The organism is Pseudomonas sp. Pseusp10 (genome assembly GCF_059492225.1).
This window is the reverse complement of sequence record NZ_CP168528.1, coordinates 3,461,741-3,487,842: the sequence shown is the minus strand read 5'-3', so window position 1 is coordinate 3,487,842 and position 26,102 is coordinate 3,461,741. Positions and strand designations below refer to the sequence as shown.

Here is a 26,102-nt window from a genome sequence, read left to right as displayed (position 1 = left end):
GTCTGAACCAGGAACCACTCGAATGAACAATAAGATCCAGGAACGATTCAACGCCTTGCTCAGCCATAAGGCTGTCGAGGCCGGGACTCCCCCCGCATTGACTGAAGCACTGGCCCGCCAGTTGCTCGACCGACTTGGGCAACTGCGCCTGTTTGCCCATGCCTACCCCTTGCTGACCAACCTGACCCACGGCCGTGTCACACCTGGTGACCTGCTGGACTTCGCCTATCGCCACGAACTGCAGGGCCTGAGCCTGCATTTGCTCGACGGTGAGGAAAACAGCCTGAGTCAAATGACGCCCGCGCAGCTTCAGGCGTTTGCAGACAAGGCCAATGCACTCGGGCTGGACGTGCATCTGGAAATCAGCAGCACCCTGAAAAAAGATGTCGATCAAGTGATCGCCATTGCCAAGGCGCTGGGCACCCGCAACATCCGTGTCTACTCTCGCTACGAAGGGGCGCTGTCGCGGGTCATGGACCTGATCGAGTCAGACCTGCATTACCTCGCGCAGCAGGCAGACGAGCACGACCTGTTCTTCGACTTCGAGCAGCATGAGGAACTCAAGAGCGCCGAAATCGCGCAACTGCTGAACCGGCTGAACCACCCACGGCTGCATGCCCTGTTCGATTTCGGCAACATGATCAATGCCTGCGAACAGCCCCTTGCTGCGCTCCGCAACCTGGCGTCGCACATACGCCAGACCCACCTCAAGGGTGTGCGCATCGTCCCCGAGCAAAACGCATTCGGCCATTACGGCGTGCTGCAGGGCTGTGACGAAGACGACCTGCCCAATGCACGCATGTTGTTCGAACTGCTGATGCTCGGCGAATCAACCCCGCAAGTGATCGCCTTCATTCTTGAGCAGGAAAACCACTACGTCGCCCCGGCGTTCCGCCAGCTTGACGAAGCCGCCGACCCGTTCATTGCGTACCGGGAAATGAGTGAAACAGCGCTGCCGCAAGGCTTCTCGCTGGAGCGAATGCTGGCCGATGAACACCGTTGGGCAAACAACCAGGTCGCCTACGTACGAGGTCTGCTGGCCGAGTTTCGAACCCTGGCCGAGTTGACCCTGGCCCATTGCGCTAACGCCTGAACCTGACGTGCCGACCGGCACTGCCTACCCAATTACGCCTGGAGAACAATAATGACATCCCATGACAAGGCCAAATGGCTCAGATTCCTGATTCTCATCCTCGGTGGCGGCACCATCTACAAGCTGGCAAACCTCAAAGATGCCTTTTATATCCCCATGCAAGAATTCATGGGGTTGACTCACACTGAAATCGGCCTGCTTCTGAGCGCCAACGCCATTATCGCCACCGCGCTGTTCGTGGTGGGCGGCATGCTCGCCGATCGATACGACACGCGTAAGCTGATCCCCCTCGGCCTGATCGGTACCGGCAGCCTCGGGCTCTACCTGGCGACCTTTCCGCCCTTCAGCAATCTGCTGATTGTGTTCTGCCTGCTGGCTGTATGTGCCGACTGCATCTTTTGGCCCTCGCTGCTCAAAGCCATCCGCAACCTGGGTGATGATAAGGAACAGGGGCGCCTGTTCGGCCTTCTGGAAGGCGGGCGTGGCGTCATTGATACCCTGGTCGCCTTCTCTGCGCTGGGCGTCTTCGTCGCCATGGGCTCCGGTGAAAACGGTCTGAAGTCGGCGATCCTCTTCTACTCGGTCATCGACATTCTTGCCGGTACCCTGACCTGGCTGCTGCTCAAGAGCGGCAATACCCAGTCGACCGCCAAGCCGAAGAACGGATTGTCCAACCTGCTCGAGGCCATCAAGGTGCCGGGCATCTGGCTGGTCAGCCTCAACGTGTTCATGGTCTACATCGTGTACTGCGGCCTGACCTATTTCATTCCCTACCTCAAGGAAATGTACGAACTGCCCGTGGCCCTGGTGGGCGCCTACGGCATCATCAACCAGTATTTCCTCAAGATCCTGGGCGGCCCTGCTGGTGGCTTCATTGCCGACAAACAGTTCAAGAGTTCCAGCCGCTATCTGAAGTGGGCATTCCTGGCGTTGTTGCCGCTGGTGGGCGTCATCATGCTCATCCCGAAAAGCCCGGATTTCATCTACGCAGGCATGGCGGCCACCCTCTCCTTCGCGCTGATTGTCTTTTCCATGCGCGGAGTGTTCTGGGCACCCATGGGTGAAGTCGGCATTCCCCAGCACATCACTGGTTCAGCCTTCGGGATCGGTTGCCTGATCGGCTATGCGCCTGGCATGTTTGCCTACGTCATCTATGGCGCAATTCTTGACCACTTCCCGGGTCAACAAGGCTACAACTATGTCTTCTCGTTAATGAGTCTGCTGGCCATTGTCGGGTTCATGGTGTCCAGCCTGCTGTATCAAGCCGTCCGCAAGAATTCCACGATCACTGGCAAGGTCAGCGCCGCGCAAGCCTGAACATAAACCGGCTGTACGCGTAGGAACACAACGTCGTGCGGCCGGTTTGAGCTGACATCCGGAATAACGCCTTGGCTGAAATTGCACGATGGTCTGGCTGATCACCGGTGGTGTGTAGTTCACCTGTGAAGCTGTCGGATCGCTATACAGTGGACTACTGTCATTCATGGGCGTGGCGCCCACCGCCAATCTCCAGATATCCGTTGAGTTGCAGGGTTTCCAACCGACTTGTCACCATGATCAGGGAACCAAATCGATGGGAAAAGATGCAAAGGTCGAATCAAAAAACCAGACTTGTATCCCGCAGGAGACTGAGGTTCTGATCGAGCCAGCCCCTGTTTGCGATGCGGCTCGCAATGGAATCTGGCGCACACGGATCAGGGTCAAGGCGCGCAATCTGAGTCGCTCGACCCAGTTTGTCATTGCCGCTGCGGTGATCCTGGGACTGACCATGTTCTTCGTCGGCAAGCTGGTGAGCGCACGAATAGAAAGTGCCGCGGTAAATAGCGCCGCCGAAGCAGGCGCTCAGTACATGGATACGTTTCTGGAGCCCTTTGTGCAGGAGATGAGCCGGGACAACAAACTCTCGGCTGCAAGTGTCCAGTCCCTGGACCGCCTCACAGAAAGTCGTTCGCTCAAACATCACATTGTCTCGATCAAGATCTGGCGAGCGGATGGCACGGTGGTCTACAGCACAAATAAAGCCATCACCAACCACAAATTCCCAATGGATGAGATCACCGAGGCACTCAAGGGCAAAGTGGTTACCGACCTTGAAGAGCTGAGCCAGGATGAGAACGAGTTCGAGCGCAAGCTCAACCTGCCGCTCTATGAGATCTACGCGCCCCTGCGGGATTCAAGCACCAGGAAAATCATCGCGGTGGGCGAATTTTATGAAAAGGCCGATAGTGTCAAGCGCGAGATCAATCGGGTCCGACAGCAGGTATGGGCGGTCGTTGGTGCTGCGACGCTGGCAATGCTGACGCTGCTTTTTTTCATCGTGCGACGCGGTGACAAGATTATCCAGCGGCAACAAGTGGCACTGCGGTTGCGCCTGATGGAGCAAACCCGCTTGCACATCAGCAATACCGAACTCCAGCACAAGATGTCGACGGCTACCCAGGAGTTTTCCCGCATCAACGAACTCACCTTGAGGCGCATTGGTGCAGACCTGCACGATGGGCCGGCGCAGTTATTGACCTTGATTCTGATCCGGCTCGACGACTTGGCCGAAAACTGCTCCGCTGTCGATCAGGAGTCGCTGGAAACCATTCGTGGCGCCGCCACCGACGCATTGCGTGAGGTCCGCGATTTATCACGAGGCCTGGCACTTCCGGAAATCAACGACTTGAGCCTGGTGGAAGAGTTGCAACTGGTGGCGCAACGGCACGAGCAACGCACTGGCACCAAGGTCACATTAAACCTTGGGCCGCTGCCGGAGGCCGCGCCACTGCCGCTCAAACTCTGTTTGTACCGTTTTGTGCAAGAAGCCCTGAACAACGCGTACCGTCATGCCGACGGCGAGGGTCAGGTCATCCAGGCGCAATACATTGATGAGGTATTGAACATCAGTGTCAGGGACGGTGGTCCGGGCATGGCGGCGGACGCCATGCTGCTCGAGACATCCGGCAGAACCCGATTGGGGCTCGCCGGTTTGCGTTATCGCATTGAATCTCTGGGCGGGTTGTTCAGCATCGACTCCAGCGCCTCCGGTACGTCGGTAAATGCACAGTTCAAACTCTAGTCAGGAGCCGCTTCGGGCTAATGCCAGTCAGTTAAGCGCTAATGCGATCTGTAGCAGCTGCCGAGCCTGCGAGGCTGCGTTCGGCTGCGAAGCAGTCGTAAAATCAGTCATTGCGGTACGTCAGGCAGGTCGCGTCAGCTGGACTCACGACTGCTTCGCAGCCGAACGCCGCCTCGCGGGCTCGGCAGCTGCTACAAAGGGTGTCGCGGCTGAAATTGCTTAACTGACTGGCATTAGCCGCTTCGGGCATCCATTTGTGTTTTCCCTGCGCCGGTGTGCAGTCGCCCGACAGCTTCGCGCTCCCAATAACGCCGTATAGCCGTGACCGCTTCGACACGATTTCGGGCGTGCAGTTTCTGCATCACGCAACCCATGTGGTGCTTGACGGTTTTTTCGCTGATCAACAGCTTTGTCGCCACCTCCCTATTGGTCAGCCCCTTTGAAACTTCACGAATGACCTCCTCCTCGCGATGGGTCAGATCGAACGTGTGAATCTGCTCTCCGTGTTCCTTGCTGCTACTCAGCAGTTTGTTGGCAAACTCGGGGGTGATATACGTCTCCCCCTTGGCAACCGACCTGATCGCCAAGACCAGTTCCGGTCCGCTGACACCTTTCAACACATACCCGCGCGCGCCGGCCTCCAGTGCCAAAAAGGCGTCATCTTCAGATTCTGAAACCGTCAGCATCAGCACCTTCACATCCGACAGCTTTGTGGAAATGAACCGCACCGCGGCGAACACATCGCCCGGCATGTTGACATCCATCAACATCACGTCCGGACGCACCCGCTGGGCAATATCCATGGCATCCTGCGCATTGGCGCCCTGCTCCACGACCTGAAGATCCGCCCGCTTTCTCAATGTATTGGCAACACCCTCACGCAACATCGGATGATCGTCGGCTATGCCGATACGAATGAATGAACTCATGACGCGCTCCCGAAAGGAAAAGCACTCGAATACTCATTGATTAATAGCAGGAAACCGGGGATGACGCCGGTCACCAGTCGCACGTCCCAGGGTCCAGGTGTTCGAAAGTCAGACTTAGGTCGGATGAAGTCAGATCGTCAATAAGCAAACACTCCTACAAACCACTGAGCTTTCATACTCCAACCATTTGTTTTAAAACGCTGTTAAAGACGTCAATAAACAGAAAGTCTCATAAAACCCGGATCCGTCTTTCATCCGACCAACAGTCGGTCTCCTGCGCTCAGGTACATGCAGCTCCGGCTCGATAGCAGGCATTTTCGGCCCATGTACCGTCACAACCACCGCATGAATAATCCGTCATGACATGTCATGACCTCCTTCAGAAACGGACTTTGGCCAACAAATCCGGGGGTTTAAAGGACGAATGGTCGAGAGGCGTCAAGCGCGGGGAATTGCCGGGAGCTTGCAGCCACTACAGGCTTTGCAGGCAGGCGCGTTCGTCGCGGTGAAGTGAACTTCACTTTCATCGAGTGTCACATTAGGTCCTTGTCAAGCGAACTTAAGCAGAGGTAAGCCTTATGAGCATGGCCACAATTGTCAGTGCCGTAATTTCCAGTCTCGCACCCAGTGTGTTCGACCAGAACAGCCTGCAAGAACCCGGCGCGCATGTCTCAGCCGTCGAATACCACTACGGGATGGAAATCGATGTGAAGCGGGTACTGCAGCGCACCGATACATCCGACAAGACCGGCGTGGTACCGGTGACCCTGGTCTACGAAGACAGCGAGGGCGAGGTTCACAAGATCCGTTTCCTCGAATGGGGTGGAAGCCCCGCCGACCCCACCAGCATCGCCTGATCCGCTCGCCGATAGGGTTCTGGGCCTCGCCTGCGCGGTGTTGGCCGGAACCCCGACTCACTCCAGTCACAGCAACTCGTCCACCGTCGTGGCGCGGATGTACCGGGAGCAAGTCTGAAGGCGCTTCAACGCACCCCCCACGCCAGATCGAACATCATCCAGGGCCCCGGCTGCAGATCGCCTGGATAGACCTCGCTATGGTCGGGACGCAGTGATCGGGGACAGAGGTACGCTCTGCGTGACTTTGGCCATCTGGGTGATTTCCACCTGCACCTTATCCTTGCCGAGCAGGTAGTCGGCCAGCTTCTGCGAAAACGGCCAGTAGTTCAGTTCGGCAGTCAAGGTCAGCGGCCCGACAGCGTCGGCCGGCACCAGGAAGGAGAACTCCCCGATATCGTAGCCCTTGGGCAGAATGCGGTTGTCCGAGAGAATTTGCGTGGCATTCCAGACCTCGACATCCAACGGATTGCCGTCCTTGTCGCCTATGTGCACTTTGAAATTTCGCGTGTCGTGCTCGGTCTTGCCGTCCTTGATCGAACCCAGCCGATAGAGCTCCCGACCACCGGCATCCTGCACCCGGAAATCGATCCACATCTCCCGTCCCTCCGGAAAACCGGTCGGCAGTTTGTGCCCGGCGCCGACATTGGAAACCTTGACGGCTACCGAGGTGTATTGCCCGGGAATGATGGCTGCCGGCAGTTGCTGGAACGTTATTTCCGCCGCGCGCGCGAGCATGTCGCGCGCGCGTTGCGCGCCTTGTTCCTGACCGAGATGCTTGAGCATCATCGCGTTGGCGCCGCTGAACCAATGCGAGGCGACCTCCTCGCGGTCAGGCCCCATGATCGCGGCCTTACCCGCAAAACCCGGCATATGGCAGCTCTGGCAAGTTACATTGTTAAAGCTGTAGGCGCTCTCCTGCCATTCGTCATAGGTGCGCTCGACCGCCACACTGCTGAACGGGTGCGTGACGTTGTGGCAGGTGCCGCAAAAGTCCGAGCGCGTGTGCAGGGCGGAATACACGGTGTCGTGATAAGGCGAAACGGCATCTTTACGCGGGCCGAACTTGGTCGGTTTTCCGTGCGCCCGCGGGCTCAGGACATAGGCGCCGTTATCGAGGCCCGTGCGGGCACTGATGTTGTGGCAGGTCTCGCAATCGACCCCAGGCATCGGATGATTCTTCGCGCTGTCTTCAATCGAGGAGCGGTTGACTTGCGAATTGATCTGCCCGGTCGTGAGACCGATCGGGGTATGGCAGCCGGTGCAGAAGTTGTCGACCTTCCCCTCGGTGGCCGTACTCGCACGCTTGAGCAAAGCCCGATAGATGGGTTCATCCCAGGCCTGGGACATCATCGACGTGCGCCACTGCTTGTAAATCTCCGTATGGCAAGCGCCACAGACCTGAGCATTGTCGAAGTCTTTTGCATTCAAAACCAGGTTGCCGGGGGTATTGGCCCGATGCGGAAAGAACGGCATCCCGCCAATCACATGCATAAGCCTGGAGCGTGCCGGCTCCAGCCACTTGTCATTACTTTGATTGTCATTGCCCTGAGGTTCATCGCCCGCCACCAGCGTTACCGTAAGCAGGCAGGTTAGAAAGCACAACCGAAGCAGCGCTACCTGCGCACACGTATGTCTGGAGTGGCTCATAAGCATTTCCCCTGGACGGTTGCAGAGGATGACTGCAGTACTTCTATTGAGTAGCCCCAGGATTGAGTAACCCCAGTATCGAGTAGCCAAAGTTACTTCGTGATGCAGACCGATGGTTACAGGCAATCACTCAATGGAGTACTGACAGCTCCACAGCATCCCGACCCTGCACCTTGCATGAACGGGACAAGCTCACTCAGCAATTACTCTGCCAGCGTTGTATGAAATATGTGCGGTAACCTGAAAGACCCGCAAACATTGGCCAGCGATTGAAGTAACCGGCTAATGAAGAGGCGAATATTACTGAGCGATAGCGCCCATTAGTGGGGGGGAGTTCACTCCGAAATCGGGGGTGGTGTCAGACGGGAAATCCGGGGCCACTCACTTTACTCGATACGACTTACTCTCTGTCTTTCGTCGACCGGATGAGATTGCCCCGTAACTTCACAATGGCCTTCTGCATTTGCACGAAGTCGTCGGGGTCTAGACCGGTTTGCGGGAAGCCGTCTTCGCGGAGGCCCTCACGCAGTTTTCGCCCCTCTTTTGTCAGACTGATCCGCACCTGGCGTTCGTCTTCCGGGTCGCGCTGGCGCAGCAAATAACCCATCGCTTCCAGCTTCTTCAGGATCGGCGTGAGGGTATTGGATTCGAGAAACAGCTTTTCGCCGAGGCTGCCAACGGTCTGGTTGTCTTCCTCCCACAGCGCAACGAGAGTGATGTATTGCGTATAGGTCAGGCCGAGCCGTTCGAGCATCGGCTTGTAGGCCTTGCCGAAGGCCAGGTTGGTGGAGTAGACCGCAAAACACAGGAACTCGGAGAGTTTGAGATCCAGGGCGGATGTCTTGTCGGTGTTTTTCATGGACGTTCTCTTGGGTCAATCTGGCGAGGCTGAAACTATACGTCGTACGCGATGGTATCGGAAGTGCGCATAAACACCGACGGCCGGCTCACCGGGAAAATCCCCGGTGAGCCGGCCGTGCAGCGGGTTATGCAGTCAGGACGTTGATGTCGACATCAATGTTGCCGCGTGTGGCCTTGGAGTACGGGCAGATTGCATCGGCGTTGTGGGCCAGTTCAGTCGCCACTCCATGATCCAGCCCCGGCACGCGTAAAGTCAGTCGGGCCTGGAGGAAGTAAGCCGCGCCGGTCTGGCCCAGATCGACTTCAATGTCGACGGCCGTGTCAGTCGGCAGTGTCACCTTCATCTGTTGGGCGGCCAGCCCCACCGCTGCGATGTAGCAGGCCGACCACGCTCCGGCGAACAGTTGCTCGGCTTTCGGGTGCGGCTGAACGGCGGTGAGCACGTGTTCCGGCGTATCGCTGCCAGGGGACGACAGCACGATGTCGAGGTTGCCGTTGTGACCGCCGACAGCGCTGTGAGTGGTGTGGGTTTTGCCGGTTGCCAGTACTTTTTCGATCTTGCTCATGGGGATTTCCTCAGGATTAAAGTTTTGTACGATTTTGTCGTGTGCGATATTTTTGATATTGAAAGAGACAACGTTCATCAATTGGCGTGTGCAATGATCCAGTTGTTGCCGTTGTGACCATGGGTAGCTCGAGCGGTAGAGATAAACATGGTGCGGCGGCTTCCGGTATTCATGGCTGAATCTCCAAACGGCAGGGTTGTCGTTGCTTCTTATCGCTATCGATTAGATCGCATGCGATGTATGAATCCTCAACCAAAGCCCCAGTGATGTCAAAGTTATTTTATGCCTTGGCGATGAGCGGTAGACGCGAGGCCACCCTCGCCAAAAGGATGATCGGTTTCCACTATCCGGCCCTGCGGGGACCTCTGGTTGCGCGGTTCGGATCGCTTTCACGCATAACGATCATCTCTTTGGCGCTGAAATGAAATGGACGTCTTTCACTCGATAAAAAACCGGCCAATCGAGCCTAATGCCAGTCAGTCAAGCAATTTCAGCCGCGACACCCTTTGTAGCAGCTGCCGAGCCCGCGAGGCTGCGTTAATCGAGAGTTTGAAGTGCCGGCACCCAATCAGGTCTGGTGTGGCGACATCACCTACATCTGGGCACAGGGAAAATGGCACTACCTGGCTGTCGTCCTGGATCTCTGCGCACGTCGAATTGTTGGCTGGGCGTTGTCGAACAAGCCGAATGCGGATCTGGTCATCAAGGCGCTGGACATGGCTTACGAGCAGCGTGGCAGGCCGCAGGGACTGTTGTTTCACTCGGATCAGGGTTCGCCCAATATGGCAGCCGACAGTTTCGCCTACGACTTTGGCGTTACCGCATGCGCCAGAGCATGAGCCGTCGTGGAAACTGCTGGGATAATGCGCCGATGGAGCGCGTGTTTCGCAGCTTGAAAAATGAATGGATACCGACCGTGGGGTGGGCTGGCTCCAGCTCAGGCCGAGAAAAAACTTAACGTCGTGTCCGGAATTAGTTGACCACTACAGGCCACGCTCCCTGGCTGGGAGCATTCGAGAGGCGCCCATCTCGAAGTGTTGATCGCCGACCGCCTCGGCATGACGGTAGTGAATGCCCATGATCTGGTATCGATGGAGTGACCATCGGCCTCACCCTTTGTCGTAAGTCGATTGACTGAAAAGGACTATTGGAGCCCAGTAATCAGCTGGCTAAACCTGATCAGAAGAGAAACACCATGTCGAAGATAACGGTGATATCCGGTGACTTTCTGGAAGGTGATGCTGAATTTCAATCTGGACTGTTCATTTTAAAGTCCGCAGTAAAACCTTCTCTTGAAATAAAGATACCCATTTCAAAACTAGAAGTTTTAGAAACAGCAACCGAGGAAATAGTTAATAAGAAAGGGAGCGTTATTCGATGGAGTCTGGCTGGAGCATTGCTTTTAGGTCCGGTTGGACTAGTTGCGGGCTGGTGGCTATGTGATAAAGAAAAGGAAATCACTTTCTACGCGAAATTCAAAGATGGACGCAACCTTCTTGCCACAACTGATATCAATACTTATTCCAGACTCTCTGCCTATCCCCACAAGTAACAACCACTTTCCCCTTCAATGTCAGCCGCTATAGCGGCAAGGACGAAGTCATGCCTGAAAAAATCGTTTTGATCCAGCCAGCCCCCTGTCGTCCGCGATAAGGATTGCAAGCCCCGGCATAGGACGCCCCATGCCCACAGAAAACCAAACCTGTCGCGCCGCCATAGGATGAGCGCACGAGGGTGAAGCCGGTCATCACCGCCGTGCAGCACGCACTCCGCCAGATCGAAGCAAGAACTTCTATCTAATCTGAAGTTACCGACTTTCTAGAACGATTCCGCAGGCTGGTAGATCTCTCTTCTGCATCCCGATGCAGTAAGGAAACGCTGTAATCGTAGGTCGATATCAATGGCACAGGCTCCTCATTCCGGGACATATCAAGCCATCGCCTTGTGCGTTCAATGTCGAAGGATTCCTTCTTGAACTTCATCTTCGCAACAAGGTTCGCTGAAACCCTGAAGTGTCCACAACCAGCTGAGCATTTGACCTCTGAGCAGTCTCCAGGCGCTCCAACAATCCTGGCGGCAGCCTGACAGATTAAGCACTTCATATTCGATCTCCATATCAGTGCCCCATCAACTGTAGCCGATCACGGGCCAAGGACATCCCCATGCCTAAAGAAAACCGATTCACCCGGTTCCACCCGGACCCGCAAGTCGCTGATTAGCATCAGCGCGACAGTCTCCGACCTGGCACCTTCAGCAAACGAACTGCCACCTCCACTCACCCACCTTCTGCCGCCACGCGCGGCATGGAGACGCTCATGAACATCCAGTTTCTTTCCCACACGGAGGTCTGCGAGCTTACCGGCGCGCGGACCAAGGCAGGCCAGATTCTCAATCTGAAGAAGAACGGCGTCAGGCACACCATTAAGGTGAACGGCTGGCCAAGTGTTAGGGCGTTGGCTGTGACGGCGGTCGGTATGTTTGAGCCAGAGAAACCCGTATGGAAACCACGCAAGGCTAGCTGACATGGGACGACGACCAAGCAAACCCGGATCAATTGGCCGATTTAAAGAGCGCAAGAAAGCCAGCGGCCGGGTTTTCTATTATTACGACACCGGTGGAAAGGACCGCAAAGAGATCCCGCTCGGCAGCGATTACGGTCTGGCAATCATGGAGTACGCGAAACTTGAGCGTGATCGTACAGCCACCGCCTTAGTGGCCAAGGTGATCACCTTCCGTTACGTGGCCGAGAAGTACCTGGTCGACGTGGTGCCATCGAAGAAACCAGCAACGCAAAAGGACAACGTTAGAGAATTAAAAACCTGATGTCGTTCTTCGACGATCCTCCGGCCCCGCTCGAAACTATCCAACCGCTGCACGTCCGCCAGTACCTGACCTGGCGCAAGGCCGCGCCAGTGCGTGCTAACAGGGAGAAGGCTCTGCTCAGTGCAATCTGGAACTCCGTCCGGGATACGGGTTACACAGCACTCGCCAACCCCTGCGCAGGTATCAAGGGTAACAAGGAAACGGGGCGGGACACCTATATCGAGGATGCACTGTTCAAGCGTGTGTACGAGAAAGCAGATGTGGGCCTTCGAGATGCGATGGACCTTGCTTATTTGACTGGCCAACGGGTGACCGACACTCGATTGATGGATGAGCGAGACGTCCGCGAAGGGCAGATATGGGTGCTGCTGGGCAAGACAAACGCCAAGCGGCGGATTGAAATCACTGGAGAGCTGAAGGTTTTGATTGATCGGATCATGTTCCGAAAGTCAGAACACAAGGTCCATTCGACGCGGCTGATCGTTACAGAGGATGCACACCAATGTCGGTGGCGATGTTGCTGGGAAGATTTGACTTGGCCAGGGGAGCAGCCGGGGTAGCAAAGTCCGAGTTCCAGATACGCGACCTGCGTGCTAAAGCCGGCACGGACAAGGCCGAATCAAGCGGTGACATTTTGCAGGCCAGGGATCAACTTGGGCATACGACCGTTGTAATGACCGAGCAGTACATCCGCAACAGAAAAGGGAAAAAAGTCTCGCCAACCAAGAGAATTGCGGACCAATCCAATAATTACGGACCAGAAACAAACAAGGGCTTGCCCAGCTTTCGCTCGCAAACCCTTGATTTATATGGTGCCCGAAGCCGGAATCGAACCGGCACGCCCTTACGAGCGGGGGATTTTAAGTCCCATGCGTCTACCAGTTTCGCCATTCGGGCGGTAGCGCGGTGAAGCGTCCAAGTTTGCCAAATAACGATCTGGCAGTTCTGACGCCTGTGCAGCAGAGGTGGAAATATATACATCCTGCCCCGGTGAAGCAAGTTCGCAAATACCCTTTTCAAGACTAAATCTTGCAGGCTACTGCAAATAAAAAAGCTCCGTAAATCATAGATCTACGGAGCTTGTTTATTAGTGGAGGCCGAGGTCGGAATCGAACCGGCGTAGGCGGATTTGCAATCCGCTGCATAACCATTTTGCTACTCGGCCTCAAAACATTTGGTATCTAGTAGCGCGACATCAAATGCGTACAAACTTGGAGCGGGAAACGAGACTCGAACTCGCGACCCCGACCTTGGCAAGGTCGTGCTCTACCAACTGAGCTATTCCCGCGTCTTGGTGTGGCGCATTCTATAGAATCCAGAAGCCCCGTCAACCCTTTGATTCAAAAAAGTTTTATTTCTTTTCAACGTCGGTCTTCAGATGTGGCCAGGCAGCCCGCAAGTACTGGACCATCGACCACAAAGTCAGGCCAGCGGACACCATCAGCAAGGTGTAGCCGAGCAAGACCCAGAAACTGAAATCCTTGGGATTGGCCAGCAGGATCACCAACGCCAGCATTTGCGCGGCGGTTTTCCATTTGCCCAGGTTCGACACGGCAACGTGGGCACGAGCACCCAGTTCGGCCATCCATTCGCGCAGTGCCGAGACGACAATCTCGCGGCCGATGATCACGGCAGCTGGCAGCGTGAGCCACAGGTTTCCGTGTTCCTGAACCAACAACACCAATGCAACCGCAACCATCAGTTTGTCGGCAACCGGATCGAGAAAAGCCCCGAACGGTGTGCTTTGTTCCAGGCGGCGGGCCAGGTACCCGTCCAGCCAGTCGGTGGCGGCAGCGAATGCGAAGACCGAGGCGGATGCCAGGTAGCTCCACTGGTAAGGCAGGTAGAACAGTAAAATGAAGATCGGTATGAGCAGAACGCGTAGAACGGTAATCAGATTAGGGATATTCATCGGCACAACTGGCTACGAGGTGAGGGGGCATTCTACTCGCTGTGCAGATTTGCATAAATCAACTCTGCGAGCTTTTTACTGATCCCGGGGGCTTTGGCAATTTCTTCGATGCTTGCACGAGACAGCTCCTGCAATCCACCAAAATGTTTCAACAAATCCCGCCGACGTGTTGGTCCGACGCCGGCGACGCCTTCCAGTGTAGACGTCCGACGGGTTTTTCCACGCCGGGCGCGGTGCCCGGTGATGGCAAATCGGTGGGCTTCGTCGCGAATCTGCTGGATCAAGTGCAGCGCGGGAGAATCGCCGCGCAATGTGAACTCATGTGCGGCGTCGTTCAGGTACAGGGTTTCGAAACCGGCCTTGCGCGTCGCGCCTTTTGCCACACCGAGCAGAATCAGATCAGGCACGGCCAATTCATCGAGCACGTCGCGGGCCATGGACAACTGGCCTTTACCACCATCCACCAACAGGATATCCGGCAGCTTGCCCTCCCCGTCCTTCAGTTTGCTGAAGCGTCGGGTCAACGCCTGGTGCATCGCCGCATAGTCATCGCCAGCCGTAACGCCCTCGATGTTGTACCGACGGTAATCGGATTTGATCGGGCCTTCGGGGCCAAAGACCACGCAGGACGCCACCGTCGCCTCGCCACTGGAGTGACTGATGTCGTAGCACTCGAGTCGTTGTGGAGGCTCTTCCAGCTTCAGCACCTCGGCCAGCGCATCGAAGCGCGCCGTAATGTGCTGACGATTCGCCAGGCGCGCACTCAGTGCCTGCTCGGCATTGGTCACCGCCAATTGCTGCCAGCGCGCCCGCGTACCACGCACGCGATGGCTGATGGTCAGTTCACGACCGCGCAACTCGTCGATGGCGGCGATCAGTGTTGGAAAGTCATCGTGGACCACATTGACGATCAGCTCGCTCGGCAAGTCGCGCTCAGGACTGCTGATGAAGTACTGGCCGAGAAACGCGGCCATGACTTCAGAAACGTCTTCTTCAATTCCAACCTGAGGGAAGAAGTTCTTGCTTCCCAGTACCCGCCCGCCTCGCACGCTGATCAAGTGAACACAGGCACCGCCCGGGTTGACGAACGCGGCAATCACATCCACGTCTCCGGTCCCGCCTTCCATACTCTGTTGATCCTGAACCCTGCGCAGTAACGCAATCTGGTCCCGCAACTCGGCTGCTCGTTCGAACTCGAGATTGATCGCCGCTTCCTCCATCCCGGCGGACAACTCGTCTGTCAGCGCATTGCTGCGTCCTTCAAGAAACATCACCGAATGGCGTACATCTTCGGCATACACCTGGGGCTCCACCAGCCCGACGCAGGGCGCCTTGCAGCGCTTGATCTGGTATTGCAGGCAAGGACGTGTACGATTCTTGAAAAAACTGTCTTCGCATTGCCGAACGAAAAACGTCTTTTGCAGCAGGCTCAGGCTTTCGCGAATCGCGCCAGCGCTAGGGTAAGGACCGAAATATTTGCCCTTGGCCTTTTTTGCACCACGATGAATGCTCAGGCGCGGAAACTCTCCGTCGGAGAGAAAGACGTAGGGGTAGGATTTATCGTCGCGCAGCAGAATGTTATAGGGCGGGCGCCATTCCTTGATCAGCGTCTGCTCAAGCAGCAAGGCTTCGGTTTCGTTGGCCGTGATCGTTGTTTCGACCTGGGCGATACGCGCCACCAGCGCGGCGGTCTTGGGGGCAAGCCCGGTCTTGCGAAAGTAGCTCGACAGGCGATTCTTGAGATTTTTCGCCTTGCCGACGTAGAGCAACCGCGCTTCGCTGTCGAACATGCGGTACACGCCGGGGCGCCCGCTAACGGTCGACAGAAAGGCGCTCGGATCAAAGGTTTCGGTCATTTTCAGAGGCTGGCATCGACCATGCCGTGACGAACCGCCAACAGCGTCAACTCTACATCACTGCTGATCGAAAGCTTTTCGAAGATGCGGTAACGGTAGGTGTTCACGGTTTTCGGGGACAGGCACAATTTGTCGGAAATGATCTGTACTTTCTGGCAGCCGACGATCATCAGCGCGATCTGGATTTCCCGCTCCGACAAGGCATCGAAAGGAGAATCGTTGGTGGGCTGGAAGGACTTGATCGCCAGCTGCTGGGCAATTTGCGGGCTGATGTAGCGTTGACCGGCGAACACCAGGCGGATGGCCTGGACCATTTCCGGCAATCCTGCCCCCTTGGTCAGGTACCCTGCCGCACCGGCCTGTAACAGCCGCGTAGGAAACGGGTCCTCTTCACACACGGTCACCGCGACGACCTTGATATCCGGATGACTGCGCAATAATTTGCGAGTGGCTTCAAGACCGCCGATACCCGGCATCTTGACGTCCATCAACACCACATCGGGTTTCAGCTCTCGCGCCTTGAGCAGGGATTCCTCACCCGACTCGGCCTGGCCGACTACTTGCAGGCCATCGATGTCAGCCAGCATTCGTGTAATGCCTGTACGAACGAGATCATGGTCATCGACTACTAGCACCCTAATCAAGCAGACACCTCGCGATATGGTCTTATTCGGTTGCCAGACACCTTAGCAAAAAGCATCTGGCAGACCTAGCGGAAAGCGTCAGATTAAAAGTTTCAATTCATCTTGAAAGGCTTGTTGCAAGCGTGTTGCAGCAATCCCGATCGAAGATGTCCACCTGCATCCTCAGGAAACATTCGTCCTTGCCCACCACCCTCAGTCCCTTGCGCTCGTACAACGCTCGGGCCGGGTTGTTTTCGAAAACTGTCAGGCGCAACGCCGGGCGCCGCTCCTGGCGCGCCAGAGCCAGTACCTGATCGATCACCCAGGAACCATTGCCCTGACCACGAAACGCTTCGACGATATGCAATTCGCGGATGTACAAGGCGCTGGCATCACGGCTCAGACTGACATAACCCAGGACATTGTCGCCCCATGCAATCAATCGGTTGTCTCGCCCTGCCCAAGCCACGTCAAACGCCTCGTCCTGCCACAACAGATCATGCTGAATGTAGTAACGCAGCATGTTTTTGCAGGTCAGCTCGCGGGCGAACTCCAGGTCATCAGGCGTTGCCGGACGCCATTGGCGCTCCATCACGCTGGCTCCACCACCAACACCTCCCCGGTCCAGCCCGCGGGATTACGCCGGGCAATGACCATCCGGTTTCCGGTACCGGCGGCGGCCGCAATCAGCGAACCGTCCGACGCCCACACCGCGCTACGTCCTGCCGACTCCCAGCCACCCGTTGCACCGCCATGGTTGGCCATCAACACCACCATTGAATGGCCAGCGGCGTAGCCCTGTAACAATGCGGTATCCGGGTCGTAGCCTTTTGCAGTGATCAGCACACCAGCGGCATATATGCCAGCGCCGTTCTGTGCGGCCATAGCCGCATGATCGGCATGGGTGAAATCTGCGCACACGGCCAACGCAATGGTATCGGCGCCAATTATCAGAGACGCGCCTCCCGATCCCGGCGCAAACGCCACCTCCTCCCCCGGATGCAGATGCTGCTTGCTGTAGACCCCGAGAGAACCATCGGCACCCAATGTCAGCGCGCCAATCAGCACGGGCGATGTGTCCGACAGCCGAATGGGCATGCCGACGACAGCCGTCACGCCGACTTCCCGGGCAAAATCACGCAGCGGCTGCAGTACGGCCGCGTCCGGTGCAATAGCCAACTGTGCCGCGAGCCCCCGTTCGTAGCCGGTCAGCGATAGCTCCGGGAACACCAGCAATTGCACGCCCTGCTCCGCAGCCACATGGATGAAATGTTGATGCCTGGCGATATTGCCGGCGAGATCTCCAGCGATGGAAATCGACTGAGCGGCGGCGAAGGTAAGTGTCGTCATGGTGCGTCCTTGTGACGATGCGTTTTTCATAGAGGCGCAGAGTGTGTCACAACCTTCAGGGCACTCAAGCGATAGAAAGCGTTGTCCTTGCCTGATAGCATTTTCTGATTGAATCTGCGTACTGGCCTCTAGTAAGCTCGGTCCATCCATCGGAGACAGACCATGTTCAACACCCTTTTGCAGCTTCGTACCGCCAGCGCCTTGCGCTCGGTTGCGGCTGCCCGGGTGAACGACGGTTGTGCTCCGGTCAGCTTTTATTTTGGGTATTGGTTTAGCCACTGGCGCGCCTGATACCCACACGGCGCCCACTTTAAACGGGTCGCCACCAGAGAGTTCTCAACCCCCGGTCGGCCTCCCGACCGGGGGTTTTGTTTTTTCAGCCCCAACACTTTTAGCGACACACCAGACATTTAGAGGATTCAGAACATGAACTACGCCACTTATTACCGTTACGACAGTTTTACCGCCTGGCGATTTACCACCCTCCGCTCGGGACAGCCTGCCGCCTCCGATCGGTCACCCACAGGTGGCAAGCACACACACGCAGCCAATTTGGCCAATTGTCGAACACCCCAGTAGGGCCGAGCGCGCGGGCATGAACCCGCCACCAGCCCAGGAAGCCATGAATATGAACTCGTCCGTCTCTGCACTGCCGCTGTCCACCTTGAGCCCTGCCAATGAAGCGCTGACCCTGCGCCTGCCCAGCTCATTGCAACTCAAACAGCAATTGCCCCTCAGCAATGCCCTGTCCCGGCAAGTCACCGCCCACCGCCAGGCGGTTCGCGCGATCCTCAACGGTGAAGATTCCCGTCTGCTGGTCATCGTCGGCCCATGCTCGATACACGATCCGAAATCAGCCCTCGAATACGCCGACAACCTTGCCCGACTCGCCACCGAAGTCAGCGACCAACTGCTGCTGGTGATGCGCGCCTACGTCGAAAAACCCCGTACCACGGTTGGCTGGAAAGGCCTGGCTTACGACCCGCACCTGAATGGCAGCGATGACATGGCCGCCGGCCTGACGTTGTCCCGCGAACTGATGCGCGAAATGCTCCACCTGGGCCTGCCCGTTGCCACTGAACTGCTGCAACCGATGGCGGCCGGCTACTTCGACGATCTGTTGAGCTGGGTGGCGATTGGCGCCCGGACCACGGAGTCGCAGATCCATCGGGAAATGGCCAGCGGTTTGGGCATGCCTGTAGGGTTCAAGAACGGGACTGACGGTGGTGTCGCTGTCGCCAGCGACGCCATGCGTTCCGCCGCCCATCCCCATCGCCATTTCGGTGTCGATAGCCAGGGACATCCGGCGATCATTCAAACCCCGGGCAATGCGGACACTCACCTGGTATTGCGCGGTGGCCATCGCGGGCCGAACTACGACAGCGCCAGCGTCGCCCAGGTGAACAGCGACCTGACCAGGCTCAAAATTCCGGCTCGAATCATGGTCGATTGCAGTCACGCCAATAGCGGCAAAGACCCGTTGCACCAGCCAGCCGTGTTCAAGGATGTACTTGAACAGCGTCTGCAAGGTGATCGTTCGCTGATCGGCATGATGATCGAGAGCCATTTGTTCGAGGGCTGCCAGCCGTTGAGTTCGTCATTGCAGTACGGCGTGTCAGTGACCGATGGCTGCCTCGGCTGGGTCGGGACAGAACAACTGCTGCTTGAAGCGGCGGATCGGCTGCGAGCGCAAGACAACGCCCAATAGCCGGCATTATCCGTCCGCCCTCCGGCCTTCATACGAAGACTGGAGGGCAAATGGCAATCAATGCCCCATCAGGGACTGCACTTGAACCAGTGTCACCCCGGATTGCTGGCGGGTGCCGTCAAGGCGCTCGACCGAATAGGAAACTCGGATCGCGGTATTTCGATGCTCCCTCCAGAACCGGTACGGAACGATGAACACCAACGGCTCGCCCTCGGTGTCCCTGGTTATTTCGCGCTCGTCAGAGTGATTGAATCTCTCCCCATCGCATTTCAGGTAAATCAGCTCTCCTCTTTCCGCCCTGGCGTTTTCGATGACGACGGTCACGCCATCCTGCGCATCCTGCAGGTCCACCCAACCTTCGTCGGCTTCCAATACAGTGGGTGCAGACAGAGGTCTGCGCTCCAGGATGCCAATCATCAGTGCCGTTACTTCAGAGTAACGAGGACCATGCCCTGCTTGCTTGACGCAGTAATCGACGGAAACGGTGGAACCCAGATTGAGCGCAATGCACTCCGGGCTGACCCAAAACGACAGTTCGCCCCCCACCGCAAAGGACTCGACCTTGAGTGCATCACTGAAACTTGCTTCGACCGAAACGCCAGCCCAGGTCAGCAACACCCAGTCGCCCGCCGCCATGCGCGCATAGGGTTTGATCGTAACGATAGCCCCTTCTTTCACCCGATCCGGATCAAGCGTTCTACCCACCGCATCGTTTACCGTCGCAGGCAACAGGTCGGATTGCACATCACCTACACTCAGTTGCAAACGATGGGAGTGCACGGGCTTGGCAAAAAGGGTGCTCGTGAGTGAGTAACCGATTTCGAGTGAACCGCCCTCAAGCGCCGCGATATGTGCGCTACCCACGGCAAAGATGATGTCCGCGCCGACCCGGTCCTCACTGACAAAACGCGTCACTTGATGATTACAGGCGAGGCCATCGGTATCCAGCCCCGCCCAATTCAATAGCAATTTGTCACCGCAGGTCATGCCTGGATAAGGCTGGACCCTGATGACGGCTTTTTTGTCCGAGGGGTTCAGAACGCCGTTTTCCGCCTGCTCAAGTATGGGAGGTGGCAATGGTTGCTGCGCGAGATTCAAGATATCGGGTTCATGAACAGTCATTCATTCGCTCCAGTCCATGGAATAAACACCGAACAGATGCCGGCTTTGGACGGCTATTTAACCCCATGGCAAACAGACGTGATGTCGGCCACTCACTCCGGCTCGCTCGGAAAATCGATACATACGAAGTAGGTCTTTGGTCAGCAGGAATGTGATTGCCGTGAAAAGTCCTCAATCTATTCCGACTAAGGCCTCAACCGCTCTTGAACATTCGCACTTGTTCTATTCCGCTTTCCGCAAATTTCGGCGGACTTTTCATACATCGCGCCAACCTCGAGTGTTTTAGAGTGAAGCGCCATGCAGTCCCAACGAACATCTGCGAAAAGGTATGAACATGCAAAGGAATGCAAGCACCTGTTATCCAATCCTGCTGGTCCATGGGTTGTTCGGCTTCGAAAAAATCGGCAAGTTCGAGCTCTTTCACGACATCAGGCAGGCGCTAAGGAACGCCGGAACAAGAGTGTTCGTTCCCCACTTGTCGGCCATCCACGACAACGAAGTACGCGGCAACCAATTGCTCGCACAGATCGAGCGGGTACTGGAAGGAACCGGTGCACGCAAAGTCAACCTCATAGGCCATAGCCAGGGTGCACTGGCCGCACGTTATGCCGCAGCGGTTGCGCCACACAGTGTGGCATCGGTGACTTCTGTCAGCGGGCCGAACCATGGCTCGGAGCTCGCCGATTTCCTGCGCAAGGCATTGACACCGGACCGTCTGCCGGAACATGTGGCCGAGACGGTGGTGACCCTATTCGCCGACTTCCTCGCGACATTAAGCGACAATCAGTACCAGCCACAGAACGCCATTGCCGCCCTCAATGCACTGACCACCGAGGGCGTAGGCGCATTCAATGACAAATACCCGCAAGGGCTGCCCGCCACCTGGGGTGGCAAGGGGCGCGAACGGGTCAACGGTGTTCGTTACTACTCGTGGAGTGGCGTGCTGCAGTCAAATGTTCTCAAGGAAGGGCTCAATGCGCTCGATCCGCTCAACGCCTTCTGCCGGGCCCTTTCCGGTTATTTCGTCACGGAAAGCGAGCAGAACGACGGTTTGGTCGGTCGCTTCAGTTCCCATCTGGGCACGGTTATCCGTTCCGACTACGCACTGGATCATCTGGACACCATTGGCCAACCGACCGGCCAGTTGCGCACAGGTGTCGACCCGATTGAACTGTATGTCCAGCATGCCGAGCGCTTGAGGGGCGCCGGACTTTGAGGTGCCACCTGCCGTGGATCGCGCGCGGAACGGAACTTTGAGGAGAAATAGCTCACTGAATCCGGTAGGCTCAACACTTTACCGTATATTGAGAGGAGTATTTTCCCATGGCTAAAGCCACTGCCCGTCACATCCTTGTTGCTTCCGAAGCCAAGTGCAACGAACTCAAGGCCCAAATCGAGGCTGGCGCCGATTTCGCCGAAGTTGCCAAGGCAAACTCCACCTGCCCTTCGAGCCGCCAGGGCGGTGACCTGGGTTCGTTCGGTCCGGGCCAGATGGTCAAGGAATTCGACACCGTGGTCTTCAGCGCACCGATCAATGTGGTCCAGGGCCCGGTCAAGACCCAGTTCGGTTACCACCTGCTGGAAGTGACCAGTCGCCAGGACTGATTCACGCTTGAGCTATTCACACAACGGCCCGCCTTTTGGTGGGCCGTTGTGTTTGCGACGCGTAATACGGCTGGCGAGGGACGCGCCGCTAGCGTACAAATTGTCGTTAACGACCACCCGGCTCTAAGGCTGACAATGCGACCGGCTTTCTCTACCTTGTTGTTCACTGCCGTGGCCCTGCTGATGAGTGCCGCTGGTGTGAATGCTGAACCGCAGCATGCGTTGACCGTTTACGGTGAACCGGCGAAATACCCTGCCGGTTTCAGTCACTTCGCCTATACCAACCCGCAAGCCCCCAAGGGCGGCACCCTGCGTCGCTCGGCCATCGAAATAGGCCAGTTCGACCATGTCTTGCCGTATATCGACAAAGGTATCGGCGTCACGCAGATCGATGGCCTGCTTTATTCACCACTGGCCCAGCGCTCGCTGGACGAGCCGTACACCGTGTACGGTCTGGTGGCAGAGAAGATGGAGCGTTCCGAAGACGGTCTTTCCCTGCGCTTTTACCTCAACCCCAAGGCGCGCTTTGCCGATGGCAAACCGATTACCGCCGAAGACGTGCGTTATACCTTCAACCTTCTGATGACCCAGGGCAGCCTGCGTTACCGCACCCAGTTCGCCGACGTCAAAGACGTCGAAGTGGAATCGCCGCTGACTGTTCGCTTTGATTTCAAGAACAACGAAAATCGCACCCTGCCCCTGGATATCGCGACCTTGCCGGTGTTTCCCGAACACTGGTGGAAGAGCCGCGACTTCGCCAGTGGCGGCGGCTATGAAGCACCGCTGGGCAGTGGCCCCTATAAAGTCGGCAAGATCGATTCCGGGCGCAGCATCACTTTCGAGCGCAACCCCGACTGGTGGGGCAAGGACCTGCCGGTCAGCCGCGGCCTGTACAACTTCGATCATTTCAGCATCGAGTACTTTGGCGATACCGACGTCGCACGCCAGGTGTTGCGCGGCGGCGCCTATGACTACAACCGGGAGTTTTCCGCCACCGCTTACTCCATCGGCTACGAAAGCCCGGCCCTGAGCGACGGTCGCCTGCAAAAGGCCCACCTCGCCACCGAGGCACCGCAGCCGGCCCAGGGTTTTGTGTTCAATCTGCAAAAGCCCATGTTCCAGGATCGCCGCGTACGCCAGGCACTGGCGATGCTGTGGGATTTCGAGTGGAGCAACCGGCAGATGATGCGTGACATGTACATCCGCCAGCAGAGCTTTTTTTCCAACACTGGCCTCGCTGCCCGGCAATTGCCGGATGCTGGCGAGCTGGCGATTCTCGAACCGCTGCGCGGGCAGATTCCCGACGAAGTCTTCACCAAGGTGTTCGAAGCGCCGAAGACCGATGGCAGCGGCGTGATTCGCGACAAGCAGTTGCAGGCCCTGGAGTTGCTCGAACAGGCCGGCTGGAAACCCGAAGGCGATCAGTTGGTCAACGCCGAGGGCGAGCCGCTGAGTTTCACGTTCCTGGTCAGTCAGAACGGCATGGACCGTTTGCTGTTGCCCTATAAACGCACGTTGAAACAGATCGGCATCGACCTGAACATCCGCCGCATCGACCCGTCCCAGTACGTCAATCGCCTGATGAGCCGCGACTACGACATGATCGTCACCGGCTACCCGGTCACCACTTCTCCGGGAAACGAACTGCTCAATTATTTCGGCTCGGCGGCGGCCACCGACCCTGGTTCCAACAACTACATGGTGTTGAAGAACCCGGCTGTGGACACCCTGATTGCCGGGCTGGTACGCGCCAATACCCAGGCTGACATGCTGCATTACGCCCATGCCCTGGACCGTGTGCTGCAATGGAATTACTACTGGATTCCCAACTATTACCCGCCGGGCACTTCTACAGTGTGGTGGAACCGCTTCGGCATCCCGAACGTGCAAGCGAGCAATGACGAAGCCATCGAGAGCTGGTGGGAGATGAGCACCACGCCATTGACCAACCAACAGATGACGGCCGAGCGTATCAGCCGTGGCAAACCCGGAGGGCCGCATTGATGTGGGCTTACATATTACGGCGCCTGCTGCTGATCATTCCGACGCTGGTGATCATTCTTCTGGTCAACTTTGTCATCGTCCAGGCGGCGCCGGGCGGGCCGGTCGAACAGGCCATCGCGCACCTGCAAGGCATTGGCGGCGCCACAGTTGGCGGCGGCTCCGGCGAATCCATGAGCGGCAAGTCCCGGTCCAGTCGCGGGCTCGATCCGCAGCTGATCAAGGACATTGAAAAACAGTACGGCTTCGATAAACCGGCACACGAGCGCCTCTGGCTGATGCTCACCAGTTACGCGCGCCTGGACTTCGGCAAGAGCTTCTTCCGTGGTGCCACCGTCACCGACCTGATCCTCGAAAAAATGCCCGTGACCATTTCCCTCGGGCTCTGGGCGACACTGATCACCTATCTGGTGTCGATTCCCCTGGGCATCCGCAAGGCCGTGCACCATGGCAGCCATTTCGATATCTGGAGCAGTACCGCGATCATCATCGGCTATGCCATGCCGGCGTTCCTGTTTGCGATGTTCCTGATCGTGGTCTTTGCCGGTGGTACTTCGTTGAACTGGTTCCCGGTCCGCGGACTGGTTTCTGACAACTTCGAATCGCTGTCGACTATCGGCAAAGTGGCCGACTACTTCTGGCATCTGGTGTTGCCGGTGACCGCGCTGGTGATCGGCGGCTTCGCCACGCTGACCATCCTGACCAAAAACTCGTTCCTCAATGAAATCACCCGCCAGTACGTGGTCACTGCCCGGGCCAAGGGACTGAGTGAACGGCGGGTGCTGTATGGGCACGTGTTCCGCAACGCCATGCTGCTGGTGGTATCGGGCATCCCCCAGGCGTTCATCAGTGTGTTTTTTGCCGGCTCCCTGCTGATTGAAGTGATCTTCTCCCTCGACGGTCTGGGCCGCATGAGCTACGAAGCGGCGGTATCGCGGGACTATCCGGTGGTGTTCGGCTCGCTGTTCATCTTCACCCTGTTCGGCCTTCTGATAAAACTGGTCGGCGACCTCTGCTATACCCTGGTCGACCCGCGTATCGACTTCGCCGCGAGGAACGCCTGATGCTCAAGCTTTCACCGTTGGCACGCCGGCGCTTCGAGCGCTTCAAGAAAAACCGTCGGGGCTGGTGGTCGCTCTGGCTGTTTGTCGGCCTGTTCGCCTTGACCCTGGGCGGCGAGTTGATCGCCAACGACAAACCGCTGGTGGTCAGCTATCAAGGCCAGTGGTATTTCCCGGCCTTCAAGCGCCACACCGAGCAGGAGTTCGGCGGGCAACTGCCGTTCCAGGCCGACTACCGCAGCGACTACGTGCAGCAACTGATCAAGAAGGACGGCGGCTGGTTGCTGTTTCCGCCGATTCCGTTCAGTGACGACACGCCCAACTATGACCTGAACAAACCCGCACCCAGTCCACCCTCCAGCGTCAATTGGCTGGGCACCGACGACCAGGCGCGGGACGTACTGGCCCGGGTGATCTTCGGCGCCCGGGTTTCGATCCTGTTTGCCTTGATGCTGACGTTTGTCAGCGCGCTGATTGGCATCGCGGCCGGCGCCCTGCAAGGCTATTACGGCGGCTGGGTGGATTTGCTCGGCCAGCGGTTGCTGGAAGTGTGGTCCGGGTTGCCGGTGCTGTACCTGCTGATCATCCTGTCGGGCTTCGTCGAGCCGAACTTCTGGTGGCTGCTGGGGATCATGGCGCTGTTTTCATGGCTGGCCCTGGTGGACGTGGTGCGCGCCGAGTTCCTGCGCGGGCGCAATCTGGAATACGTCAAGGCCGCGCGCGCGCTGGGCCTGACCGACCGCAAAGTCATAGTCCGGCACATTTTGCCCAACGCTATGAACGCAACCTTGAGCTACTTGCCGTTCATTCTGACCGGGGCGATTTCCACCCTCACGGCACTGGACTTCCTCGGCTTCGGCATGCCGGCCGGCAGCGCTTCCCTGGGCGAGCTGATCGGCCAGGGCAAGCAAAACCTGCAAGCGCCGTGGCTGGGCCTGACGGCGTTTTTCACCCTGGCGCTGATTCTTTCGTTACTAGTGTTCATCGGCGAAGCCTTGCGCGACGCTTTTGATCCGCGCTCTTGATT

General features: G+C 57.3%; 22 protein-coding genes, 3 tRNA genes and 3 pseudogenes. 15 read left to right on the top strand and 13 right to left on the bottom strand.

Annotation, left to right across the window (positions count from 1 at the left end):
• Positions 1–22: 22 nt before the first annotated feature.
• The 3 genes from ACEN8Z_RS15740 to ACEN8Z_RS15730 all read left to right on the top strand — a co-directional run bounded on the left by ACEN8Z_RS15740 (position 23) and on the right by ACEN8Z_RS15730 (position 4,154).
• Positions 23–1,093: a sugar phosphate isomerase/epimerase family protein gene (locus ACEN8Z_RS15740; RefSeq protein ID WP_495594781.1), complete on the top strand. Its 1,071-nt coding sequence runs from the start codon at positions 23–25 to the stop codon at positions 1,091–1,093.
• A gap of 51 nt (positions 1,094–1,144) precedes the next feature.
• Positions 1,145–2,410 carry an MFS transporter gene (locus ACEN8Z_RS15735; protein WP_495594780.1) on the top strand — a complete coding sequence of 422 codons (1,266 nt, stop codon included), beginning with the start codon at positions 1,145–1,147 and terminating at the stop codon, positions 2,408–2,410.
• 256 nt (positions 2,411–2,666) lie between these two features.
• On the top strand, positions 2,667–4,154 hold the full coding sequence (locus ACEN8Z_RS15730) for a sensor histidine kinase (RefSeq protein WP_495598135.1): 1,488 nt from the start codon (positions 2,667–2,669) through the stop codon (positions 4,152–4,154).
• Positions 4,155–4,387: 233 nt separating this feature from the next.
• Here ACEN8Z_RS15730 and ACEN8Z_RS15725 read toward each other — a convergent pair whose 3' ends face one another.
• Positions 4,388–5,083: a response regulator gene (locus tag ACEN8Z_RS15725; RefSeq protein ID WP_442100557.1), complete on the bottom strand. Its 696-nt coding sequence runs from the start codon at positions 5,081–5,083 to the stop codon at positions 4,388–4,390.
• 578 nt (positions 5,084–5,661) lie between these two features.
• Here ACEN8Z_RS15725 and ACEN8Z_RS15720 point away from each other — a divergent pair.
• Positions 5,662–5,940 (top strand): DUF2790 domain-containing protein, encoded by a 279-nt coding sequence (locus ACEN8Z_RS15720; protein WP_008001371.1) that lies wholly within the window; start codon positions 5,662–5,664, stop codon positions 5,938–5,940.
• Positions 5,941–6,135: 195 nt separating this feature from the next.
• Here ACEN8Z_RS15720 and ACEN8Z_RS15715 read toward each other — a convergent pair whose 3' ends face one another.
• The 3 genes from ACEN8Z_RS15715 to ACEN8Z_RS15705 all read right to left on the bottom strand — a co-directional run bounded on the left by ACEN8Z_RS15715 (position 6,136) and on the right by ACEN8Z_RS15705 (position 9,014).
• A complete protein-coding gene (locus ACEN8Z_RS15715) occupies positions 6,136–7,587 on the bottom strand; it encodes a multiheme c-type cytochrome (protein ID WP_495594779.1) in 1,452 nt (483 codons plus the stop codon).
• Between the two features lie 400 nt (positions 7,588–7,987).
• Entirely contained in the window at positions 7,988–8,446 is a 459-nt protein-coding gene (locus ACEN8Z_RS15710; protein WP_007997888.1) for a MarR family winged helix-turn-helix transcriptional regulator, read from the bottom strand.
• A gap of 127 nt (positions 8,447–8,573) precedes the next feature.
• Complete coding sequence (locus ACEN8Z_RS15705; RefSeq protein ID WP_495594778.1) at positions 8,574–9,014, bottom strand: Ohr family peroxiredoxin; 441 nt, start codon at positions 9,012–9,014, stop codon at positions 8,574–8,576.
• A gap of 536 nt (positions 9,015–9,550) precedes the next feature.
• On the opposite strand from ACEN8Z_RS15705, the pseudogene ACEN8Z_RS15700 reads away from it, so the two are divergent.
• The 5 genes and pseudogenes from ACEN8Z_RS15700 to ACEN8Z_RS15680 form a co-directional block, all read left to right on the top strand.
• Positions 9,551–9,939: pseudogene (locus ACEN8Z_RS15700) on the top strand (IS3 family transposase); the annotation flags it as partial.
• A 79-nt stretch (positions 9,940–10,018) separates the two neighbouring features.
• Positions 10,019–10,114, top strand: a pseudogene (locus ACEN8Z_RS15695) (DUF4406 domain-containing protein); the annotation flags it as partial.
• Positions 10,115–10,209: 95 nt separating this feature from the next.
• Entirely contained in the window at positions 10,210–10,566 is a 357-nt protein-coding gene (locus ACEN8Z_RS15690; RefSeq protein ID WP_495594777.1) for a hypothetical protein, read from the top strand.
• 763 nt (positions 10,567–11,329) lie between these two features.
• Positions 11,330–11,536, top strand: coding sequence for a DUF4224 domain-containing protein (locus ACEN8Z_RS15685; RefSeq protein ID WP_495594776.1), 207 nt, complete (start codon positions 11,330–11,332; stop codon positions 11,534–11,536).
• Between the two features lies 1 nt (position 11,537).
• Positions 11,538–12,564: pseudogene (locus tag ACEN8Z_RS15680) on the top strand (tyrosine-type recombinase/integrase); the annotation flags it as partial.
• 83 nt (positions 12,565–12,647) lie between these two features.
• Here the strand turns inward: ACEN8Z_RS15680 and ACEN8Z_RS15675 are convergent.
• From ACEN8Z_RS15675 to ACEN8Z_RS15640, 8 genes are all read right to left on the bottom strand, one after another.
• Positions 12,648–12,734, bottom strand: a tRNA-Leu gene (locus tag ACEN8Z_RS15675).
• Positions 12,735–12,928: 194 nt separating this feature from the next.
• A tRNA-Cys gene (locus tag ACEN8Z_RS15670) sits at positions 12,929–13,002 on the bottom strand.
• A gap of 47 nt (positions 13,003–13,049) precedes the next feature.
• Positions 13,050–13,125: transfer RNA gene (locus tag ACEN8Z_RS15665), tRNA-Gly, on the bottom strand.
• Positions 13,126–13,188: 63 nt separating this feature from the next.
• Complete coding sequence (gene pgsA / locus ACEN8Z_RS15660) at positions 13,189–13,749, bottom strand: CDP-diacylglycerol--glycerol-3-phosphate 3-phosphatidyltransferase (protein WP_007992985.1); 561 nt, start codon at positions 13,747–13,749, stop codon at positions 13,189–13,191.
• Between the two features lie 32 nt (positions 13,750–13,781).
• Entirely contained in the window at positions 13,782–15,605 is a 1,824-nt protein-coding gene (uvrC, locus tag ACEN8Z_RS15655; RefSeq protein WP_495594775.1) for an excinuclease ABC subunit UvrC, read from the bottom strand.
• A 2-nt stretch (positions 15,606–15,607) separates the two neighbouring features.
• Positions 15,608–16,249: a response regulator transcription factor GacA gene (gene gacA / locus ACEN8Z_RS15650; RefSeq protein WP_008015884.1), complete on the bottom strand. Its 642-nt coding sequence runs from the start codon at positions 16,247–16,249 to the stop codon at positions 15,608–15,610.
• Between the two features lie 97 nt (positions 16,250–16,346).
• Entirely contained in the window at positions 16,347–16,820 is a 474-nt protein-coding gene (locus tag ACEN8Z_RS15645; RefSeq protein WP_495594774.1) for a GNAT family N-acetyltransferase, read from the bottom strand.
• Positions 16,820–17,578 carry a carbon-nitrogen hydrolase family protein gene (locus ACEN8Z_RS15640; protein WP_495594773.1) on the bottom strand — a complete coding sequence of 253 codons (759 nt, stop codon included), beginning with the start codon at positions 17,576–17,578 and terminating at the stop codon, positions 16,820–16,822. Before ACEN8Z_RS15640 ends, ACEN8Z_RS15645 begins: the two co-directional genes overlap by 1 nt.
• A 628-nt stretch (positions 17,579–18,206) precedes the next feature.
• On the opposite strand from ACEN8Z_RS15640, the gene ACEN8Z_RS15635 reads away from it, so the two are divergent.
• The gene (locus ACEN8Z_RS15635) at positions 18,207–19,286 is read left to right on the top strand and encodes a 3-deoxy-7-phosphoheptulonate synthase (protein WP_495594772.1); all 1,080 of its coding nucleotides are present in this window, start codon (positions 18,207–18,209) and stop codon (positions 19,284–19,286) included.
• 57 nt (positions 19,287–19,343) lie between these two features.
• Here ACEN8Z_RS15635 and ACEN8Z_RS15630 read toward each other — a convergent pair whose 3' ends face one another.
• Positions 19,344–20,408: a hypothetical protein gene (locus tag ACEN8Z_RS15630; protein ID WP_495594771.1), complete on the bottom strand. Its 1,065-nt coding sequence runs from the start codon at positions 20,406–20,408 to the stop codon at positions 19,344–19,346.
• A 334-nt stretch (positions 20,409–20,742) separates the two neighbouring features.
• Between ACEN8Z_RS15630 and ACEN8Z_RS15625 the strand changes: the two genes are divergently transcribed.
• From ACEN8Z_RS15625 to ACEN8Z_RS15605, 5 genes are all read left to right on the top strand, one after another.
• The gene (locus tag ACEN8Z_RS15625) at positions 20,743–21,624 is read left to right on the top strand and encodes an esterase/lipase family protein (protein WP_007997918.1); all 882 of its coding nucleotides are present in this window, start codon (positions 20,743–20,745) and stop codon (positions 21,622–21,624) included.
• 107 nt (positions 21,625–21,731) lie between these two features.
• Complete coding sequence (locus tag ACEN8Z_RS15620; RefSeq protein WP_007984657.1) at positions 21,732–22,013, top strand: peptidylprolyl isomerase; 282 nt, start codon at positions 21,732–21,734, stop codon at positions 22,011–22,013.
• 135 nt (positions 22,014–22,148) lie between these two features.
• Complete coding sequence (locus ACEN8Z_RS15615; protein ID WP_495594770.1) at positions 22,149–24,017, top strand: extracellular solute-binding protein; 1,869 nt, start codon at positions 22,149–22,151, stop codon at positions 24,015–24,017.
• On the top strand, positions 24,017–25,078 hold the full coding sequence (locus ACEN8Z_RS15610; protein ID WP_108228194.1) for a microcin C ABC transporter permease YejB: 1,062 nt from the start codon (positions 24,017–24,019) through the stop codon (positions 25,076–25,078). Before ACEN8Z_RS15615 ends, ACEN8Z_RS15610 begins: the two co-directional genes overlap by 1 nt.
• The gene (locus ACEN8Z_RS15605) at positions 25,078–26,100 is read left to right on the top strand and encodes an ABC transporter permease (protein ID WP_008000138.1); all 1,023 of its coding nucleotides are present in this window, start codon (positions 25,078–25,080) and stop codon (positions 26,098–26,100) included. Before ACEN8Z_RS15610 ends, ACEN8Z_RS15605 begins: the two co-directional genes overlap by 1 nt.
• The last annotated feature ends 2 nt before the right edge of the window (positions 26,101–26,102 follow it).

Bases quoted from the DNA above. Each gene is read 5' to 3' on its own strand.
- ACEN8Z_RS15605 (WP_008000138.1), top strand. From the start codon at position 25,078: ATGCTCAAGCTTTCACCGTTGGCACGCCGGCGCTTCGAGCGCTTCAAG.
- ACEN8Z_RS15610 (WP_108228194.1), top strand. From the start codon at position 24,017: ATGTGGGCTTACATATTACGGCGCCTGCTGCTGATCATTCCGACGCTG.
- ACEN8Z_RS15615 (WP_495594770.1), top strand. From the start codon at position 22,149: ATGCGACCGGCTTTCTCTACCTTGTTGTTCACTGCCGTGGCCCTGCTG.
- ACEN8Z_RS15715 (WP_495594779.1), bottom strand. From the start codon at position 7,587: ATGAGCCACTCCAGACATACGTGTGCGCAGGTAGCGCTGCTTCGGTTG.
- ACEN8Z_RS15630 (WP_495594771.1), bottom strand. From the start codon at position 20,408: ATGACTGTTCATGAACCCGATATCTTGAATCTCGCGCAGCAACCATTG.
- ACEN8Z_RS15640 (WP_495594773.1), bottom strand. From the start codon at position 17,578: ATGACGACACTTACCTTCGCCGCCGCTCAGTCGATTTCCATCGCTGGA.
- ACEN8Z_RS15725 (WP_442100557.1), bottom strand. From the start codon at position 5,083: ATGAGTTCATTCATTCGTATCGGCATAGCCGACGATCATCCGATGTTG.
- ACEN8Z_RS15705 (WP_495594778.1), bottom strand. From the start codon at position 9,014: ATGAGCAAGATCGAAAAAGTACTGGCAACCGGCAAAACCCACACCACT.
- ACEN8Z_RS15740 (WP_495594781.1), top strand. From the start codon at position 23: ATGAACAATAAGATCCAGGAACGATTCAACGCCTTGCTCAGCCATAAG.
- ACEN8Z_RS15685 (WP_495594776.1), top strand. From the start codon at position 11,330: ATGAACATCCAGTTTCTTTCCCACACGGAGGTCTGCGAGCTTACCGGC.
- pgsA (WP_007992985.1), bottom strand. From the start codon at position 13,749: ATGAATATCCCTAATCTGATTACCGTTCTACGCGTTCTGCTCATACCG.
- ACEN8Z_RS15620 (WP_007984657.1), top strand. From the start codon at position 21,732: ATGGCTAAAGCCACTGCCCGTCACATCCTTGTTGCTTCCGAAGCCAAG.
- ACEN8Z_RS15625 (WP_007997918.1), top strand. From the start codon at position 20,743: ATGCAAAGGAATGCAAGCACCTGTTATCCAATCCTGCTGGTCCATGGG.
- ACEN8Z_RS15635 (WP_495594772.1), top strand. From the start codon at position 18,207: ATGAACTCGTCCGTCTCTGCACTGCCGCTGTCCACCTTGAGCCCTGCC.
- ACEN8Z_RS15720 (WP_008001371.1), top strand. From the start codon at position 5,662: ATGAGCATGGCCACAATTGTCAGTGCCGTAATTTCCAGTCTCGCACCC.
- ACEN8Z_RS15730 (WP_495598135.1), top strand. From the start codon at position 2,667: ATGGGAAAAGATGCAAAGGTCGAATCAAAAAACCAGACTTGTATCCCG.
- ACEN8Z_RS15735 (WP_495594780.1), top strand. From the start codon at position 1,145: ATGACATCCCATGACAAGGCCAAATGGCTCAGATTCCTGATTCTCATC.
- ACEN8Z_RS15690 (WP_495594777.1), top strand. From the start codon at position 10,210: ATGTCGAAGATAACGGTGATATCCGGTGACTTTCTGGAAGGTGATGCT.
- ACEN8Z_RS15645 (WP_495594774.1), bottom strand. From the start codon at position 16,820: ATGGAGCGCCAATGGCGTCCGGCAACGCCTGATGACCTGGAGTTCGCC.
- ACEN8Z_RS15710 (WP_007997888.1), bottom strand. From the start codon at position 8,446: ATGAAAAACACCGACAAGACATCCGCCCTGGATCTCAAACTCTCCGAG.
- uvrC (WP_495594775.1), bottom strand. From the start codon at position 15,605: ATGACCGAAACCTTTGATCCGAGCGCCTTTCTGTCGACCGTTAGCGGG.